This is a genomic window from Pyxidicoccus sp. M6 (assembly GCF_055568925.1).
On record NZ_CM145714.1, the window covers coordinates 12,002,262 to 12,019,969 of the forward strand.

A 17,708-nucleotide genomic window follows, 5' to 3' on the forward strand; every position below is an offset into this window, starting at 1 on the left:
CGGGGCAGAAACACCCGGCGGCGCCCACGTGGTTTGAAAAAGCTACAGGTGGGAGCCGGAACGACTCCCGAATTTCTACAGGCACCGGCCCCGGGGCTCGCGCCAAACGTCTGATTCCCGGCACCCTCGGGCTGGTGTGGAGGTTGCTAGGGCGCGAGTCAGAATGGAATCTCCCACCCCCGCTTCACCTCCCGCGTACGCGGTCGAGGTCGCTCCATCCGCGTGGCGTCAGCTCGGCCACCTCTCCAACCAGGACTACGTGCTCCTCCAGCAGCGGCTGACGGCACTGGCCTCGCTGGCTTCCGAAGGAAGGTTGCCGGATCCACGCTTCATCACTGGCGCCGGGGTGGACACGGCGCTGTCGCTCACCGTGGGGGACTTCGTCCTCCTGTACCAGGTGGACCCGGCGCGCGAGGCCATCCGGCTGACGGAAGTCACGCTCCGGCTCGCCACCCTTCCGCCTCCGGCGGGTCCCCGGTAGCGGGCGCGGCCCGGCGAGCCACCCGCCGCGAGCGCCCCAGAAGCGGCAGGCGGATACGCCTGTTTCCGCCCTGCAAATGTTACCGCTCCCCCTCTGACGTTCTTCGATGAACTCCCCCTCCCGGAACTCCAGTCCCTCCCGTGGCCGGGAGGCGGATGCCCGGGTCATCGACGGCGGACATCCCGCCCGTGCAGCCCGTCCCCCCACCATGCACCGCTCCCTTCCCAGAGCCGCGGGTCCCTACCGTGTCGTCTTCGCGCCCGAGGCGTGGAGAGAAATCGGGCTGATGCCCACCGCGCTCTTCGAAGTGCTCCAGCACGCCGTGGAGGACCTGGCCGCGAGGTGCGGCAGGCAGGGCCCCCCCGCCCCGGAGCGTGCCGCCCGGCGCAACCTCACCGTGGGTCCGCTGGTGGTGAGCTACGAGCGGGACGACGCGACACGGACCCTCCTCCTGGTGGACATCCACCGCGCTCCCGAGTCGCCGTGAGCATGGGCCGGCAGAGAGGCGGGGCGTGGCGTGTCGCCACCGCGCTGGAGGCGCGTGCCGCGTGGCAGGCGCTGACGCCGGGAGACCGCGCGGTGCTGGATGCGCAGCTCGCGGGCATCGCCGCGACGGTGGGCCTGCGGCAGTGGGTCAGCGAGGAGGAAGCGGCGGAGGAGTTCTCCCTGCGCGCCTCCGGTCACGAGGTGACGTACCGGCTGGAGCCCGACACCCGCATGCTGTGGGTGACGGGCGTCAGCCCGATGCGTCCCGGGGGACCGGCCCGGGCGTGACGCGGGAAGCCTTCCACCCGGGCGCGAGCCGCACGCGGAAGGCCGTGCCCTTCCCGCACCTCAGCTCGCGGTGCGCGTACCACCGGACTGGTGCACGGCGGCGAGCTGCGGCACCGTCTCGCGCGGAAGCCACACGTGGAAGGTGGAGCCCTCGCCGGCCACGCCCGCGGACTCCACCCAGATGCGGCCGCCGTGCTGCTCGACGATGCCCTGGCTGATGGTGAGCCCCAGCCCCAGGCCGCCGTACTTGCTGCCGTGCGCGCGGCCGAAGCGCTCGAAGATGAGGCTCTGCTTGTCCTTGGGGATGCCCACGCCACGGTCCCTCACGGCCAGGTGCACGCCCTCATTGCCCTCTCCGATGAGGCGCACCAGCACCTGCCCGCCCTCGGGCGAGTAGCGCATGGCGTTGGACAGGAGATTGGTCAGCACCTGGTCCAGGCGCCCGCGGTCCCACGTGCCCTCCAGGTGCTCCGGCGCCTCCACGTGCAGCTCGTGCCCTTGCGAGAGCACCGCCATGCGGTCTCGCGTCTCGCGCACCAGCTCGCTCATGTCGAAGCGCTCCAGCTCCAACGACAGGCGCCCCGCCTGCAGCCGGCTGATGTCCAGCAGGTCCTCCACCAGCTTCGCCATGCGGTCAATCTGGCGGTTGATGATTTTGAGCGACTTGCCGGGGCCCGCTTCCGTCTCGTTGCCCAGCTTGAGCAGGGCGAGGTGCGCGTGGCCCTTGGCGGCGGCCAGCGGGGTGCGCAGCTCGTGGCTGGCGGCGGCGAGGAAGGCGTCCTTCGCCTCGCTGGCCAGCCGCAGCGCCGTCTCCGCGCGCTGGCGCTCGGTGATGTCGCGCGCCACGGAGATGAAGCGGCCCGGGCCCTCGTTGGCGGCCACGAACTGGAGCATCACCTCCACCGGCACCTCGCTGCCGTCGCGGCGGCGGTGGGTGGTGGAGTACGTCTGGCTCGGCAGCGTGCCGCTGAGCAGCGGGGCCAGCAGCTTGCGGAAGCCCGCCTCGTCGAAGGCGCCCTCCACCTCCAGCACGGACAGGCCCACCAGCTCGTCCACGCTGGAGGCGAGCTGCTTGGCCGCGCCCGCGTTGGCATAGGTGAGCGTCAGCGAGTCGGGGGAGAACATGAGGACGCAGTCCAGCGTGGCGTCCAGCGTCGTCTTGAAGCGGCCCAGGGCCTCCTCCGCCCGGCGCTTGTCGTCGATGTCCGTGGCGATGGCAATCCAGCCCACGAGCTGCCCGGCCTCGTCGCGCTCGGGCACCGCGCGCAAGAGGTGCCAGCGGTACACACCGTCGAAGCGGCGCAGGCGGAACTCGCGCTCCACACGCTGGCCCAGGCGGATGGTCTGCTCCCACACGTGGCGCATGGCCTCCCGGTCCGTCGGGTGGACGAACTCCAGGAAGGTGGCCAGCGACAGGGGCTGGTCCTCGTTGACGCCGGTGTAGTCGCGCCCGACGCGGTTGGCGTAGGTGAACGAGCCGTCCGGCCGCGCCGCCCACATGATTTCCGGCAGCGACTCGGTGAGCCGCCGGTAGCGCAGCTCGCTCTGCCGCTCCAGGGCCTCGCGCTCGCGCTGGCGCAGCTGGGCCGCCTGCCGCTGAATCTGCTGCTCCTTGAGGAACAGGTCCACGAAGACGCTGACCTTGGAGCGGAGGATTTCGGGGTCGAACGGCTTGAGCAGGTAGTCCACCGCGCCGTGCGCGTAGCCCTTGAAGACGTGGGCCGCGTCGCGGCTGAGCGCGGTGAGGAAGATGATGGGGATGGTGCGCGTGCGCTCGCGCTGCTTGATGAGGGTGGCGGTCTGGAAGCCGTCCAGTCCCGGCATCTGCACGTCCATCAGGATGACGGCGAAGTCACGCTTGAGGAGGAACTTGAGCGCCTCCTCGCCGCTGGTGGCCTTCACCAACTCCTGACCCAGCGGGTCGAGGATGGCCTCGAGCGCGAGCAGGTTGGACGGGTGGTCATCCACCATCAAGATGCTGGCCCGCGGGCGCGGGGCGCCGTCCTGGGGGCGTTCGGCGGGGATGTGTTCGCTAGGCGTCATGGAGATGGGATGGAGGGGAGCCCCGTCCGTAGCATTCCAGCCGGGAGAGGCTAGGCGCAGCCCCCGCCGGACCCAAGCCCGGCGGAGGCAAGCCGTGTGCTAGCCATCACTCAGTCCGTCAGGTGGTCACCCACAGACGGATGAGCTCCAGCAGCTTGTCGGTGTCCACCGGCTTGGGCAGGTAGTCGCTCGCCCCGGCGGCCATGCACTTCTCGCGGTCGTCCTTCAGCGCCTTCGCGGTGACGGCGATGATGGGGAGGCTGGCGTACTTGAGGTCCTTGCGGATGGCCCGCATGGTCTCATAGCCGTCCATCTCCGGCATCATCACGTCCATCAGGACGATGTCCACGTCACGGTGCTGCTCCAGCATCTCGATGGCGGCCCGCCCGTTCTCCGCGAAGACCACCTGCATGCCGTGGTTCTCCAGCACGCTGGTGAGGGCGAAGATGTTGCGCATGTCGTCGTCGACGACGAGCACCTTCTTGGCGGTGAGCTCCGAGTCCTTCTCGTTGCGCTGGGTCAGCGCCGCGCGTGCCCTCGGCGGCAGGTTCTGGTCCAGCCGGTGGAGGAACAGCGCCGTGTCGCTGAGCAGCAGCTCCGGGCTCTTCGAGCCGCTCTTGAGGATGACGCTGCCCGTGTACCTGCGCAGCCGCGCCTCGTCCTTGGGAGTGAGCTCCTTGCCCGTGTAGACGACGATGGGCAGGTCACGGAAGCGCTGCTGCGTCTTGATTTCCTCCACCAGCTTGGTGCCGTCCGTGTCGGGCAGCAGCAGGTCGATGACGAGGCAGTCGTACTCGTTCTTCTCCAGGTTCTGGAGGACCTCCTCACCGGTGGCCACGGCCGTCACCGCCACGTCGCCGCCCTCGCTGAGCAGCTTCACCAGGCTGTCGCGCTGGACGTCGTCGTCCTCCACCAACAGCAGCCGGCGCTCCTTGCGCTCCAGGAAGCTGGCGAGCTGGTTGAAGACGCGCTCCAGGCCCTCCTTGCTGACGGGCTTGGTGAGGTAGCCGAAGGCGCCCTGCGCGTTGCCCTGGTGCTTGTCCATGACGCTGATGACGTGCACCGGGATGTGCCGCGTGCGCGCGTTGCGCTTGAGGCGGTCCAGCACGCTCCAGCCGTCCACCACGGGGAGCTGGATGTCCAACGTAATCGCGTGCGGCTGGTACTCGTTGGCCATGGACAGGCCGGTGTCACCGCGAGTGGCCACCAGCGCCTTGAAGCCCTTCTCCCGCGCCATCTGCACCATGATGCGGGCGAACTTCACGTCGTCTTCAATCACGAGGAGGACGCGGTCCCCCTCGCGGATGTGCTCGCGGTCATCCTCCACGGCGACGGGCGCCTGGTTGGACTCCACCGGCGGCGGCAGGGCCGCGTCCAGCACGTGGCTGCTCTCCGCCACCGCGGGCGGGACGTGGGCGGCCGCCGGCGCCGAGCCCATGGGCTCGAGCGGCCCGGGCACCCGGGGCATGGAGTCCCCCGAGCCGGACAGCGGCGGGAGGCCATCGTCCTCGGGGCTCAGGTACTCGGGCGGCAGGTACAGCGTGAAGGTGCTGCCCTTCTTCGGCTCGCTGCTGACGTGGATTTCGCCGCCCAGCAGCTTGGCGATTTCGCGGCTGATGGACAGGCCCAGGCCGGTGCCGCCGTACTTGCGCGCGGTGGAGCCGTCCGCCTGCTGGAACGCCTCGAAGATGAGGCGCTGCTTGTCCTTGGGGATGCCGATGCCCGTGTCCGTCACCGCGAAGGCGATGACGTGCCGCGAGCGCTTGAGCGTCTCGTGGTCGAACCGCGTCGCGCGGTCCGCCAGCGCCACCTTCATCCGGACGCTGCCCTCGTCGGTGAACTTGAAGGCGTTGGACAACAGGTTCTTCAGCACCTGCTGCAGGCGCTGCGGGTCCGTGCGGATGTGCCGCGGCGTGCCCGGCGCCACCTCCACCGTGAAGGCCAGCCCCTTCTGCTCCGCCACCGGGCGGAAGCCGCGGTCGATGAACTGGTTGAGCTCGGACAGGACGATGTCCCGCGGCTCCACCTGCATCTTCCCGGCCTCCACCTTGGAGAGGTCCAGAATCTCGTTGATGAGGCTGAGCAAATCTCCGCCCGACGCGTAGATGGTGTTGGCGTACTCCACCTGCTTGTTGCTGAGGTTGCCGTCCTTGTTGTCCGACAGCAGCTTGGCGAGGATGAGCAGCGAGTTGAGCGGCGTGCGCAGCTCGTGGCTCATGTTGGCCAGGAACTCGCTCTTGTACTTGGAGATGACGGTGAGCTGCTCCGCCTTCTCCTCGAGGCTGACGCGGGCGCGCTCCACCTCGTTGTTCTTCTCCTCGACGCGGCGGTTCTGCTCCTCGAGCAGCTTCGCCTTCTCCTCCAGCTCGATGTTGGTGCGCTTGAGCTGCTCCTGCTGAACCGTGAGCTCCTTGGACTGGCTCTGCAGCTCCTGCGTGAGGCCCTGCGACTGGAGCAGCAGCTGCTCCGTGCGCATGTTGGCGATGATCATGTTCAGCACCACGCCAATGGACTCGGTGAGCTGGTCCAGGAAGATTTGGTGGATGGAGCTGAACGGGTGGAACGACGCCAGCTCGATGACCGCCTTGACCTCGCCCTCGAAGAGGACGGGCAGGACGATGATGTTGAGCGGCGTGGCCTCACCCAGGCCCGAGGAGATGGTGATGTAGTCCGAGGGCACCTTGGTGAGCAGAATCGTCTTCCGCTCCAGGGCGGCCTGGCCGACGAGCCCCTCTCCCAGGCGGAACCGGTTGGCGATGTGCTTGCGCTCCCGGTACGCGTAGGTGCTGGTGAGCTTCAGCAGGGGCGTGCCGGCCTCGCCGTCCACCAGGAAGAAGGCGCCGTGGTGGGCGGAGACCAGCGGCGTCAGCTCGCTCATGATGAGGCGGCTGACGGCGTCCAGGCTCTTCTGGCCCTGCATCATGCCGGAGAACTTCGCCAGGTTCGTCTTGAGCCAGTCCTGCTCCTGGTTCTTCTGCGTGGTCTCACGCAGGTTGACGATCATCTGGTTGATGTTGTCCTTCAGCGCCGCCACTTCGCCCTCGGCGACGACGGTGATGCTGCGGGTCAGGTCGCCCTTCGTCACGGCGGTGGCCACGTCGGAGATGGCGCGCAGCTGGCTCGTCAGGGTACCGGCGAGCTGGTTCACGTTGTCGGTCAGCTGCCGCCACGTGCCGCGCGCACCGGGCACGCGGGCCTGGCCGCCCAGCTTTCCTTCGATACCCACCTCGCGGGCCACCGTGGACACCTGCTCGGCGAAGGTGCCCAGCGTGTCCGTCATGTTGTTGATGGTGTCCGCGAGCGCCGCGACTTCACCCTTCGCGTCGACGATGAGCTTCTGGGTCAGGTCGCCGTTCGCGACCGCCGTCACCACGCGGACGATGCCGCGCACCTGCGTGGTGAGGTTGGACGCCATGAAGTTCACGTTGTCGGTGAGGTCCTTCCACGTGCCGGCCACACCGGGCACGCGGGCCTGACCGCCCAGCTTTCCTTCGACGCCCACCTCACGGGCCACCGTGGACACCTGCTCGGCGAAGGTGCCCAGCGTGTCCGTCATGTTGTTGATGGTCTCCGCGAGCGCGGCCACCTCGCCCTTCGCCTCGACGACGAGCTTCTGCTTCAGGTCGCCGTTGGCGACGGCCGTCACCACCTTGACGATGCCGCGCACCTGCGTGGTGAGGTTGCGGGCCATGAAGTTCACGTTGTCCGTCAGGTCCTTCCAGACGCCGGACACGCCGCGCACTTCCGCTTGCCCTCCCAGCTTTCCTTCCGTACCCACTTCGCGGGCCACGCGAGTCACTTCAGAAGCGAAGCTGTTGAGCTGGTCCACCATGATGTTGATGGTGTCCTTCAGCTCCAGGATTTCGCCCTTCGCGTCGACCGTAATCTTCTTGGACAAGTCGCCGTTGGCGACCGCCGTCGTCACCAGCGCGATGTTGCGCACCTGCGCGGTGAGGTTGGAGGCCATGCTGTTCACGTTGTCCGTGAGGTCCTTCCACGTACCGGCGACTCCCGGCACCGCGGCCTGACCGCCCAGCTTGCCGTCCGTACCCACTTCCTTCGCGACGCGCGTCACTTCCGCGGCGAACGCACGGAGCTGGTCCACCATCGTGTTGATGGTGCTCTTCAGCTCGAGAATCTCGCCGCGCGCCTCGACGGAAATCTTCTGCGACAGGTCGCCATTCGCCACCGCCGTCGTCACCTTGGCGATGTTGCGCACCTGGTCCGTCAGGTTGCCGGCGAGGACATTCACGTTGTCCGTGAGGTCCTTCCACACGCCCGCGACGCCGGGCACCGCGGCCTGACCTCCCAGCTTGCCTTCCGTGCCCACTTCCTTGGCGACGCGAGTCACCTCGGAGGCGAACGCGCGGAGCTGGTCCACCATCGTGTTGATGGTGTTCTTCAGCTCCAGCACCTCGCCCTTCACGGACACCGTGATTTTCTGCGACAGGTCGCCGTTGGCGACGGCCGTCGTCACCTTGGCGATGTTGCGCACCTGGTCGGTGAGGTTGCCGGCGAGGACATTCACATTGTCCGTGAGGTCCTTCCACACGCCGGACACGCCCTTCACGTCAGCCTGACCGCCCAGCTTGCCTTCCGTACCCACTTCCTTGGCGACGCGAGTCACTTCCGCGGCGAACGCGCGGAGCTGGTCCACCATCGTGTTGATGGTGCTCTTCAGCTCGAGCACCTCGCCCTTCGCGTCGACCGTGATCTTCTTGGACAGGTCACCATTCGCGACGGCGGTGGTGACCTCCGCGATGTTGCGCACCTGCGCGGTGAGGTTGTTCGCGAGCAGGTTCACGTTGTTCGTGAGGTCCTTCCACGTGCCCGCGACGCCCGGCACCTCCGCCTGGGCGCCCAGCTTCCCTTCCACGCCCACCGTGCGGGCGACGTCCGTCACCTGCTGGGCGAAGATGGACAGCGTCTGCGTCATCGCGTTGATGGTGTCCGCGAGGGCCGCGATTTCGCCCTTCGCTTCCATCGTCAGCTTCTGGCTCAGGTCGCCGTTGGCCACCGCCGTCACCACGCGGACGATGCCGCGCACCTGGCTGGTGAGGTTGGAGGCCATGAAGTTCACGTTGTCCGTGAGGTCCTTCCAGACGCCGGACACGCCCTTCACGTCGGCCTGACCGCCGAGCTTCCCTTCCGTACCCACTTCCTTCGCGACGCGCGTCACTTCCGAGGCGAAGGCGCGGAGCTGGTCCACCATCGTGTTGATGGTGTTCTTCAGCTCGAGCACCTCGCCCTTCGCGTCGACCGTAATCTTGCGGGACAGGTCGCCCTTCGCGACGGCCGTCGTCACCTCGGCGATGTTACGGACCTGGTCGGTGAGGTTGTTCGCGAGCAGGTTCACGTTGTTCGTGAGGTCCTTCCACGTACCGGCCACACCGGGCACCACCGCCTGGGCGCCCAGCTTCCCTTCCACGCCCACCGTGCGGGCAACGTCCGTCACCTGCTGGGCGAAGATGGACAGCGTCTGCGTCATCGCGTTGATGGTGTCGGCCAGCTCGGCCACCTCGCCCTTGGCCTCCATCTTCAGGCGCTGGGTCAGGTCACCATTCGCGACGGCGGTCACCACCTTGGCGATGCCGCGCACCTGCGTGGTGAGGTTGACGGCCATCACGTTCACGTTGTCCGTGAGGTCCTTCCATGTGCCGGAGACGCCGCGCACCTCGGCCTGGCCACCCAGCTTGCCGTGCGTACCCACCTCGCGAGCAACGCGAGTCACCTCCGAGGCGAACGAGTTGAGCTGGTCCACCATCGTGTTGATGGTGTTCTTCAGCTCGAGAATCTCGCCGCGCGCGTCGACCGTAATCTTCTTGGACAAATCACCGTTGGCCACCGAGGTCGTCACCAGCGCGATGTTGCGCACCTGCGTGGTGAGGTTGGAGGCCATGTAGTTCACGTTGTCCGTGAGGTCCTTCCACACGCCGGCAACGCCCTTCACGTCGGCCTGACCGCCCAGCTTGCCGTCGGTGCCCACCTCGCGGGCGACGCGCGTCACTTCGGAAGCGAAGGCTCGGAGCTGGTCCACCATCGTGTTGATGGTGTCCTTCAGCTCCATCACCTCGCCCCTCACGTCCACCGTGATTTTCTTGGACAGGTCACCCTTGGCGACGGCCGTGGTGACTTCGGCGATGTTGCGCACCTGGGCCGTGAGGTTGTTGGCCATCAGGTTCACGTTGTCGGTGAGGTCCTTCCACGTGCCGGCGGCGCCGGGCACCTGGGCCTGGGCGCCCAGCTTGCCCTCGACGCCCACCGTGCGGGCGACGCTGGTCACCTGCTGCGCGAACACGTTGAGCGTGTCCGTCATGTTGTTGAGCGTCGCGCCCAGCGCGGCAATCTCACCCTGCGACGGCACCATCAGCTTCTGGGTGAGGTCGCCGTTGGCGACGGCCGTCACCACCTTGACGATGCCGCGCACCTGGGTGGTGAGGTTGGACGCCATGAAGTTCACGTTGTCCGTCAGGTCCTTCCACGTGCCGGACACACCGGGCACCGCGGCCTGACCGCCCAGCTTTCCTTCCGTGCCCACTTCACGGGCCACGCGCGTCACTTCCGAGGCGAAGCCGTTGAGCTGGTCCACCATCGTGTTGATGGTGCTCTTCAGCTCGAGCACCTCGCCGCGCGCGTCCACCGTAATCTTCTTGGACAGGTCGCCGTTGGCGACGGCGGTGGACACCTCGGCGATGTTGCGCACCTGGGCCGTGAGGTTGTTGGCCATCAGGTTCACGTTGTCGGTGAGGTCCTTCCAGACGCCGGACACGCCCTTCACGTCGGCCTGGCCACCCAGCTTGCCGTCGCTGCCCACCTCGCGGGCCACGCGAGTCACTTCCGCGGCGAACGAGTTGAGCTGGTCCACCATCGCGTTCACGGTGGTACCGATGCGGAGGAACTCGCCCTTGACCGGCTGGCCGTCGATTTCGAGGGCCATCTTCTGGGTGAGGTCTCCCTCGGCCACCGCTACCAGCACGCGCGCGACTTCCGTGGTGGGCTGCACCAGGTCGCCGATGAGGGCGTTGATGCTGTTGATGCTCGTGGCCCAGTCGCCCCGGACGTCGCCCAGGGAGACGCGCTCGCCCATGCGGCCCTCTCGGCCGACGACGCGCTCCACGCGGACCATCTCCTGCGTCATCGCGGAGTTGAGCGTCACCACCGCGTTGAAGGCGCGTGCAATCTCGGCCATCACCGCGTCGGCGCCGCCGCCAGGCAGACGCACGGAGAAGTCACCGGCCTGCACGGCGCGGAGCGCGGTGAGCAGCGGCTGCATGGGGTGGCCGTTGCGCGTGCGCGCCCCCGTGGAGGGCGTGCGGCCGCCACGGCCACCGCCGATGGCGGGCTCCTCGGGCTTGGGCTCGGCGGCACGGGCGCGGGTCCGCTCGGCGCGCAGCCTGTTCGCCGCGACATTCTCTCGCTCGGAGCCGGCGCTGGCGGGCGACTCGGCATGGGAGGCCCCATTGTTGGGAGCCTTCCGCGAGGCGCGCTTGCGGCCGTTGGCGTTCGGGTTGGGGAGCTTGGTGTCGTCGTCCACGCGTGAGACCTCTGATCGGGATGAGCGCTGCAGCAGACTTCTGAGCGACGCCCGGCGGCCCGCGAATCTCCAAGGAGTTCGCGGGCTTGTCGATTCAAAGCCGGGTGCTTACGGGCCTGTCCGTCAAGTAGTGAACCCTGAGGGCCCACGTGCTCGGACGCCCCGTGAAGGCACGGTGCCCGGAGCCTTTCTCCAACACCTCAAGGGGCCGGAGCCGTGCACGGAAAACCGTCGCACCCCTGGACATAGAGGGCACGCCCGAGGAGCCGGCGAGCAGGCACCGTCGGCGTACTCGGCTTCGGGGCATGCGCCCCCGTGCGGACGTCCCAGGTGAAGGCCTGCGTCCCTTCGGGGGTACAGGCGATCAGCAGCCGGTCCGGCGCATCCAGCCACCAGAGGGTGGAGACGGGGCACGGGGGCTCGGCGGGCAGTGGGGCGAGCGTGCGGGCCTCGAAGAGGCGCACGTGCCCGTCGGAGAGCACGGCGGCCAGGGTGCCGGCGGCTCCCACGGAGAGCCGGGCACCGGCGCCCGGGACGGTGGCCTGCCCGAGCACGCCCCCCTCGGACGAGACGGAGACGAGCTGCCCGGCCTCGTCCAGCGCCAGCACCCCTCCGGCATGGCCCACGAGTGAAACCGGCGCGAAGTCGCCTACTGAACGAAGTGCGCCGTGCTCTTCGCGGAGGAGGCGGCCTCCGGCGGAGACCCAGAGCCGGTTGTCGCCGCCGAAGGTGGCGGCGAGCGCGCCCGTCACGTCCATGCGCGAGCCGGTGCCGTCGGTGCCGCACACGGCCACGGCGCGCGGGCCGTAGACGGCGGCGCGCGAGCCATCCGGCGACACGGCCCAGCCGAGCCGGGGCGCGGGCAGCGCGCGGGAGAGGCAGTGGTTGAGCGCGCCGAAGTGCGGGTCCGTGGTGGGCGAGGAGATGAGGTACGGCAGGCTGGTGGTGGCGGTGTAGACGAGCAGCCCGAGCGTGGCGGCGATGGCGATGGTGAGCGGCCAGGGACGGGCGCTGAGGGCGCGCACGGTCCTCGCGGAGGCCCGGCCTCCCTTCCTGCTCCCTGTCACCGGGCCTTCCCGTCCACCCACGGCGGGTCCTCCATCACGTCCCCTGCGCCACCCCAGGACAGCACAAAAAAGTCTCGCGCGCCTTCCGTGGGAGCCGGTGCCCATGGCCGGCTGGCCGCTTGCGTGTTTCGTGTAGCAACCGTGATGCAACGGTGAGGAATGCGCCCGGTGCGCGGGGGCACGCTCGCGGCTCGAGGAAGGGATTCGAGCATGCGCGTGAAGAAGATGTTCCGGGCCGTGGGAGTCCTGGCGGTGTTTCTGATGGCCTCGGCGTCAGGAGCCGAGGAACGCGGGGCCAGCTTCGCCGGGCTCGACCGCTACCGTGTCTTCGGCAGGACCTCGGGTTCTCGCGATGCGTTGCGCTCGACCGAGGACCTCGCGCCCTTCATCCCGGGAGTGCTGGAGGAGGCAGGAGGGCTCTCCATCAACGGCGCCTCCCCCTTCGAGAACGAGTACCAGTTGGACGGGCTGTCCCTGCGCGACGCGGTGCTGGGGCTCAACGCCCTCTCCCTGAGCACCGAGTTGATTCAGGACACCAACATCGTCTCGGGTGGATACCAGCCGATATACGGCCATGCCACGGGCGGAGTCCTGGAGGCGATGACCCGGTCAGGCGAGAACGCGCTGTACGGCTCGCTCTTCGCCTTCTGGACGCCGGGGCTGCTGGAGGGGCGCCGCGAGAGCGCGGGACTCGCGAGCCAGGATGCGCTCAAGCACCAGGGAGACTTCGGGGCCATCCTGGGCGGCCCCCTCCTCAAGGACAAGCTCTGGTTCTTCGCGGGAGTCACTCCGGTGCTGAGCCGGGTGGAGCGCACCCTCCAGGCTCCGGGCTCGGAGGAGAGCGCCCCGCGGACCTTCGACGACGCGCGCAGCCTCCAGGCCCTGGGCAAGCTGACGTACCTCATCAATCAGGACCACAACGTGTCGCTGGCGCTCGTCACCGCGCCGTCCTCGCAGGAGGGCGGGAGCCTCGATTCGAGGCTGACCTCGCTTCACTACTCCGGCGGGTTCATGGACAAGAAGCTGCTCCTCGATGTCAACGCGGGCTGGCTGTCACAGCAGGTGACGCCCCGAGCCGACGCCGCCGAGGAGCTCACGATGGACCGCTACCAGGCCAATGCCAGGGTCATCTTGCTGTCTCACTGGCTGGGCTTGCACGTGACGAGGGCGGGCGTGGACTCGGAATGGCTCGCCTACGAGCGCGGGGACGTGAGGACTCCCAGCCAGGTCTTCGGAGGCTACGTGCAGGACAGCATGTCCCTCTCCAACCGCTTCACCCTGAACCTGGGCACCCGCTACGACGTGCAGCGCATCGACGAGGCGAGCCGTGGCCGCATCACCAGCGCCCGGCTTTCGCCTCGCGTAGGGCTCATCATCGACCCGTGGGCCAACGGCCGGATGAAGGTGTTCGCCCACTATGGGAGGTTCCAGGGGCTGATTCCGCTGGGGTTCCTGGATGCGACGGCGGACGTGACGTTGGACGCGGACCTCGAGCCCCTGTCCTCACGCGAGGCCATCGCGGGGCTCGAATACGAGTTCCTGGCACAGAGGGTCTTCGCCGCGACGTATACGCACCGGACGCTGGAGAACGGGCTCGCGCTCGTGTCCAGTGAGGACGACAACGGCGTCGTGCTCGTCAATCCCGGCTCCGGGCTCGCCGCAGAGTCGCCTCGCGCGGCGCGCGACTACGACGCGCTGACGGTGGAGCTGCGCCACATCGTCGTGGGCCCCTGGCAGGGGCAGGTGAGCTACACGTGGTCGAAGCTGACGGGCAACTACGTGAGCCCGTTCGCCGCGTGGGATGGGCTCGAGTCCGGACAGCGGCTGCCGATGGACAGGCCCCATGTCGTGCGCGTCTACGTGACGCGGGAGTTCTACTTCCGCGCATTCCGTCAGTGGGGAGCCGATATCGGCGCCTCGTACCTGGGGGCGTCGGGCCTGTTGCTGGAGGACTCGGGGAAGCGCACGCCGTGGATGCATTCGTTGGATGCGTTCATCGACGTGCGGTACGCGCCAGGCAGGGGGCAGGAAGTGACGTTCCGCCTCGACGTGTTCAACGTCCTCAACTCGCAGGAGCCCATCCGGGCGGAGACGGGTGACACCGGCTTCGCGTCCGCGCGCTACCAGGTTCCGCGTCAGGTGCGCCTCGGCGTGCGGTACGACTTCTGAAGAGGCTGTTGGCCCGGAGACTGCACATGGGCTGCGGCCATGTCCTGGAGACGCGTTACGAAGTGGGTGATGTGGCTGCTGTGCCTCGGATGGATGGGGTTGGTGGCCGCATCGGAGTGTCTCCACCAGACCGCGCTCGCGCGAGTGCCCGTGCTTCCCCGTCCCACCGAGGAGGCTCCACTGCCTCCGTTGTATGTCCAGATGCGGTGGACGTCGCTCGAGGGGACGACGACCCGCCAGGTGGAGCCCATCTGGCTGGGAACGTACGTCGGTGACTGGGTGCGCTTCTCTCTGATGAAGCAGCGTCCCATGGGTACGTCGTGCCGGGGCTCGAGACTGGCGGACCGGGTCGCCTGGCAATGGTTCAGTCAGCTGAGCCAGATGGGGCACCCGCACCTGAAGAGGTTCGAGGAGTTCGGACTGCTCGTCTGGCTCACCCGGAGCTGGAGCGCGGAGGAGTTGCTCGCATTCGACGCGGAGCACACCTACCTCGGTCACCGTGTCGTTGGCATGAGAGCGGGTGCGAGGGTGTTGCTCGGGAATGAGTGGGCCCAGTTGGACGCGGCGGGCACCGCCTTGCTGCTCGCGGTGGCGGATGCGCCCGGCAGCAGGAGGGACCCCTGGTGTTTTCCGGACCCGATTCGCAAGAGGCGCGACTGGATATTGAAGCGGATGGGCGAGACAGGCGTCCTCTCCTCGGAGGAAGCGGACGCGGCGCTCCGGGCTCCACCGGTCCTGGCGCCACGGCCCATGGACTGGGAGCCCTGTCCCGTCCCGGGTCAGCAGACTCCCGAATGAGCACAGATGTCGCGGGAGCATGGACCTGGGACGCGAGGACGTGTTGCCCGGGTGCGCGGGCCTCGTGGCTCATGAGGTCCAGGGACTCTGACTGAACAGGGACAGACACAGCTTCGACCCGCTGTGAGCCAAGGGACTCTGACTGAACAGGGCCTGGAGGGACTCCGCCGCGCCGTGAGCCACCGGAGTCCTCCCTGGCCAGTGCGAGCCAGAGAGCCTCTCCCGACTCGGCGATATCCTCCAGGTACACCGGCTCGTTGCGCTCCGCCGACGCCCGCGCCAGCTCCGTCAGCGTGCCCCAGACCAGGGCTTCACCCGCCCTGACGCAGCCGGGTCTCAGCGCTTGTTCCTGCTCGCCGTGCTGGAGAACTTCGCGAACCAGCGCCCGCGCCGCGCCGCCGGGCACCTGCTGGCCGGGGACCCTCGGATGCAGGAAGGTGAAGCTGAAGGGGCCGGGCTTGCCCAGCGCCCACTTCGCCATCGCGTTCCAGAAGACGAAGAAGGCCTCGCGGAAGGTGACGCCCTCCGCCCCGTGCTTGCAGATGTACGCCCAGTCCACGTCCTGGCAGAAGACATTCTCGCTGAAGTCGCGCACCTCTTGAGCGAAGCGCGGCTTGCTGCCGTAGCGTCGGTACAGCGAGCCCACCGACATGCCCGCGGCCCGGGCCAACTGCTCGGCCTTCACGTGCTCGTAGCCGTGCTGGCCCAGCACCTCCGCCGAGCTCTGCATCATCCCCGACAGGAAATACTCCGTGAACCCCATGCCCCTGCCCCTTCCCGCCCCCTCCGGGGCGGCCGTCCCGTGGAAGGAACGTTCCTTCCATGAAACCCTTCTACCGGAGGGGGCTGACATGGGTTGGGATGCAGAGCCCCTCCTCCCGGGTAGGCACTCCTTCAGGTGGACCGGGCAGGAGGCGTGACCTGGAGCTTCAAGCCCATACCCGCTCACGTGGCGCTTTCCCGAAGCTCGGTTGACATGAGTGTGGCCAGGTTCGATCCACGATCCTGATAGCCGGCGGAGGGCAACGTCTCGTCCCTTCCTTCACTTCAATGGGATTGGGTTGTAGCCGGGCGAAGAAGGCGCGACGGGCACCAAACCGGGCCGCCTTGAAGTGCCTATGCATGCAGCGAGCTCTACGCCGCTGGATGGCTCCCGCTCCGGGTGCTGGCGTGCGGCCGTGCTTTCGCATGGCTCTGTCGCTCCGTGCTTGTCGCCTCGTCCTCGGACCTCACCTTTGCGTGGGGAAGGGAAAGGGAACCGACCATGCGACGCGCGATTACCACTGCTGCCCTGGCCTTCAGCTTCTTGCTCTCGACCGCGGGGCTCGCCCAATCAGCAGGCGGAGGCTCAGGCGGAGGCGCGGCGGCAGGCGGGGCCACGAGCGGCGGTACCACTGGTGCGCAGGGTGGCGCGGGGACAGCGGGCGGAGGCACGGGAGCTTCCCAGACGACGGGGACCTTCTCGCCGGGGACGACCGGGGGACAGCAGGGCACCACGGGCACGACGAATGAGAACGGTACCGGTGGTAGCGGACAGACGGGAACCGCGACGGGTGCGACCACCGGCGGAACCGGAAGCACGGGCGGCATCGAGACGAACACGGGTGCCACCACTGGCGCTGGGGGCACGGGTGGCTCCGGCACGACAGGTGCCACGACGGGTGGCACAGGCACGGCGACAGGAACGGGCACGACGGGGACCGGTGGAACCGGTGGCGCGAGCACGACTGGCACGGGTAGCTCGGGTGTTGGTGGCACCGGCGGCTCGGGCACGGGGGCCTCGAGCTCGGATGTGAGCGGCACGGGTGGCTCGGACGTAAGTGGCACCGGTACAGGTGGCGCGTCCGGCACGAACTCGATGGGCACGGGCACCGGTGGTGGTGGCACCGGCGGAGCGGGCGGAGGAAGCGCGAGCGCCGCGGGCGCGGGCACGGCCGGCACAACCCATGACGCTCAAGAGGTGAAGCGCCTCCGCGCGCAGGTCGAACAACTCCAGCGGGAAATCGCGACCCTGCGCCGCACCAGCGTCCCCATGGACAACACGGGTACGGGCGGCTCGGGCTCGGCGAGCTCGGCGCCGGCGGCGGACCCGAACACCACAGTCGTGGCGAGCGTCCTCATGCAGGGCCAGGTCACCGGCACCACGAAGGACCGCATCCAACTCCGGGACTCAGAGACCGGTGACCTCTACACGCTCTTCGTCGGCGACAGGACGCGCGCCACCCGCGGCAGCCAGAGCATCTCCGTGCAGAGCATCCCCGCGGGCACTCCCGTCGAGGCGGCCTTCAACCTCGCCGCCGACGGCGACGGCTACGCGACTCGCATCCAGGTCGTCCCCCAGCCTCCGCAAGCGTCGCAGGTCCGACAGCCCCAGCAGCAACAGCGGCAGCCTCAGCAACAGCAGCAGCAGCCCCAGCAGCAGGTCCAGCCGCGCACCCGCTGACGTGAAGCGCGCCCCACGCGCGTCCCACTCCGGGCCGCCAGGCGGGAGTCGTTGACCCTCCTGGCGCCCCGGAGGCTTCTTTCAGCACACCGTCATGTGCTGCCGCGCTCACGGGCGAAGCGCTCGATGCGCGCAATCGCCAGCCCCATCTTCTGGCGCGCGGAGCTGTTCGCGGAATGCACGCGCACGCGCGGCGGCACGAAGCCCCGCGTCGCCACCGCCTCCTCCAACCAGAGCAGGACGTGGTACCCCGTGCCGTGCGCGTCATCCCCGAGGTCATGGTCCAGGCTCAGGTCCGTCACCTGCCCGCCCTCGAGCAGCGAAATCGCCTCCTCGGGCCAACGCACCGCGACCCAGCCCTCGGGCGTGGGGCGCTCGTCGTCCAGGTAGACCTTCATC

At 68.5% G+C, this 17,708-nt stretch carries 11 protein-coding genes and 1 pseudogene; 7 read left to right on the forward strand and 5 right to left on the reverse strand.

Features of this window, described 5'->3' with window-relative positions:
* The first annotated feature begins 163 nt into the window (after positions 1–163).
* The 3 genes from ACVTJA_RS47235 to ACVTJA_RS47245 all read left to right on the forward strand — a co-directional run bounded on the left by ACVTJA_RS47235 (position 164) and on the right by ACVTJA_RS47245 (position 1,255).
* Entirely contained in the window at positions 164–481 is a 318-nt protein-coding gene (locus tag ACVTJA_RS47235; protein ID WP_465830802.1) for a type II toxin-antitoxin system RelE family toxin, read from the forward strand.
* Between the two features lie 286 nt (positions 482–767).
* Positions 768–968 carry a hypothetical protein gene (locus ACVTJA_RS47240; RefSeq protein ID WP_465830803.1) on the forward strand — a complete coding sequence of 67 codons (201 nt, stop codon included), beginning with the start codon at positions 768–770 and terminating at the stop codon, positions 966–968.
* Between the two features lie 2 nt (positions 969–970).
* Complete coding sequence (locus ACVTJA_RS47245; protein ID WP_465830805.1) at positions 971–1,255, forward strand: hypothetical protein; 285 nt, start codon at positions 971–973, stop codon at positions 1,253–1,255.
* A 60-nt stretch (positions 1,256–1,315) separates the two neighbouring features.
* On the opposite strand, the gene ACVTJA_RS47250 is transcribed toward ACVTJA_RS47245, so the two are convergent.
* The 3 genes from ACVTJA_RS47250 to ACVTJA_RS47260 all read right to left on the reverse strand — a co-directional run bounded on the left by ACVTJA_RS47250 (position 1,316) and on the right by ACVTJA_RS47260 (position 11,920).
* Entirely contained in the window at positions 1,316–3,298 is a 1,983-nt protein-coding gene (locus ACVTJA_RS47250) for a hybrid sensor histidine kinase/response regulator (protein ID WP_465830806.1), read from the reverse strand.
* A 118-nt stretch (positions 3,299–3,416) separates the two neighbouring features.
* Entirely contained in the window at positions 3,417–10,571 is a 7,155-nt protein-coding gene (locus ACVTJA_RS47255) for a HAMP domain-containing protein (RefSeq protein ID WP_465840690.1), read from the reverse strand.
* A gap of 461 nt (positions 10,572–11,032) precedes the next feature.
* Positions 11,033–11,920: a hypothetical protein gene (locus tag ACVTJA_RS47260; protein ID WP_465830808.1), complete on the reverse strand. Its 888-nt coding sequence runs from the start codon at positions 11,918–11,920 to the stop codon at positions 11,033–11,035.
* Positions 11,921–12,109: 189 nt separating this feature from the next.
* Here ACVTJA_RS47260 and ACVTJA_RS47265 point away from each other — a divergent pair, with 189 nt between their 5' ends.
* The 3 genes from ACVTJA_RS47265 (at position 12,110) to ACVTJA_RS47275 (ending at position 15,468) form a co-directional block, all read left to right on the forward strand.
* Positions 12,110–14,068 carry a TonB-dependent receptor domain-containing protein gene (locus ACVTJA_RS47265; protein WP_465830809.1) on the forward strand — a complete coding sequence of 653 codons (1,959 nt, stop codon included), beginning with the start codon at positions 12,110–12,112 and terminating at the stop codon, positions 14,066–14,068.
* A gap of 39 nt (positions 14,069–14,107) precedes the next feature.
* Entirely contained in the window at positions 14,108–14,866 is a 759-nt protein-coding gene (locus ACVTJA_RS47270) for a transglycosylase domain-containing protein (protein ID WP_465830811.1), read from the forward strand.
* 437 nt (positions 14,867–15,303) lie between these two features.
* On the forward strand, positions 15,304–15,468 hold the full coding sequence (locus ACVTJA_RS47275) for a hypothetical protein (RefSeq protein ID WP_465825286.1): 165 nt from the start codon (positions 15,304–15,306) through the stop codon (positions 15,466–15,468).
* Positions 15,469–15,530: 62 nt separating this feature from the next.
* On the opposite strand, the pseudogene ACVTJA_RS47280 reads toward ACVTJA_RS47275, so the two are convergent.
* A pseudogene (locus ACVTJA_RS47280) lies at positions 15,531–15,719 on the reverse strand (hypothetical protein); the annotation flags it as partial.
* A 939-nt stretch (positions 15,720–16,658) separates the two neighbouring features.
* On the opposite strand from ACVTJA_RS47280, the gene ACVTJA_RS47285 reads away from it, so the two are divergent.
* Positions 16,659–17,309 carry a bZIP transcription factor gene (locus ACVTJA_RS47285; RefSeq protein ID WP_465830813.1) on the forward strand — a complete coding sequence of 217 codons (651 nt, stop codon included), beginning with the start codon at positions 16,659–16,661 and terminating at the stop codon, positions 17,307–17,309.
* 92 nt (positions 17,310–17,401) lie between these two features.
* On the opposite strand, the gene ACVTJA_RS47290 is transcribed toward ACVTJA_RS47285, so the two are convergent.
* Positions 17,402–17,707: a cyclic-phosphate processing receiver domain-containing protein gene (locus tag ACVTJA_RS47290; protein ID WP_465830814.1), complete on the reverse strand. Its 306-nt coding sequence runs from the start codon at positions 17,705–17,707 to the stop codon at positions 17,402–17,404.
* Position 17,708: the final 1 nt, after the last annotated feature.

Coding starts and splice junctions, on each gene's coding strand:
- ACVTJA_RS47250 (WP_465830806.1), bottom strand. CDS start 3,298: ATGACGCCTAGCGAACACATCCCCGCCGAACGCCCCCAGGACGGCGCC.
- ACVTJA_RS47255 (WP_465840690.1), bottom strand. CDS start 10,571: ATGCAGCCGCTGCTCACCGCGCTCCGCGCCGTGCAGGCCGGTGACTTC.
- ACVTJA_RS47265 (WP_465830809.1), top strand. CDS start 12,110: ATGCGCGTGAAGAAGATGTTCCGGGCCGTGGGAGTCCTGGCGGTGTTT.
- ACVTJA_RS47245 (WP_465830805.1), top strand. CDS start 971: ATGGGCCGGCAGAGAGGCGGGGCGTGGCGTGTCGCCACCGCGCTGGAG.
- ACVTJA_RS47270 (WP_465830811.1), top strand. CDS start 14,108: ATGTCCTGGAGACGCGTTACGAAGTGGGTGATGTGGCTGCTGTGCCTC.
- ACVTJA_RS47240 (WP_465830803.1), top strand. CDS start 768: ATGCCCACCGCGCTCTTCGAAGTGCTCCAGCACGCCGTGGAGGACCTG.
- ACVTJA_RS47235 (WP_465830802.1), top strand. CDS start 164: ATGGAATCTCCCACCCCCGCTTCACCTCCCGCGTACGCGGTCGAGGTC.
- ACVTJA_RS47290 (WP_465830814.1), bottom strand. CDS start 17,707: ATGAAGGTCTACCTGGACGACGAGCGCCCCACGCCCGAGGGCTGGGTC.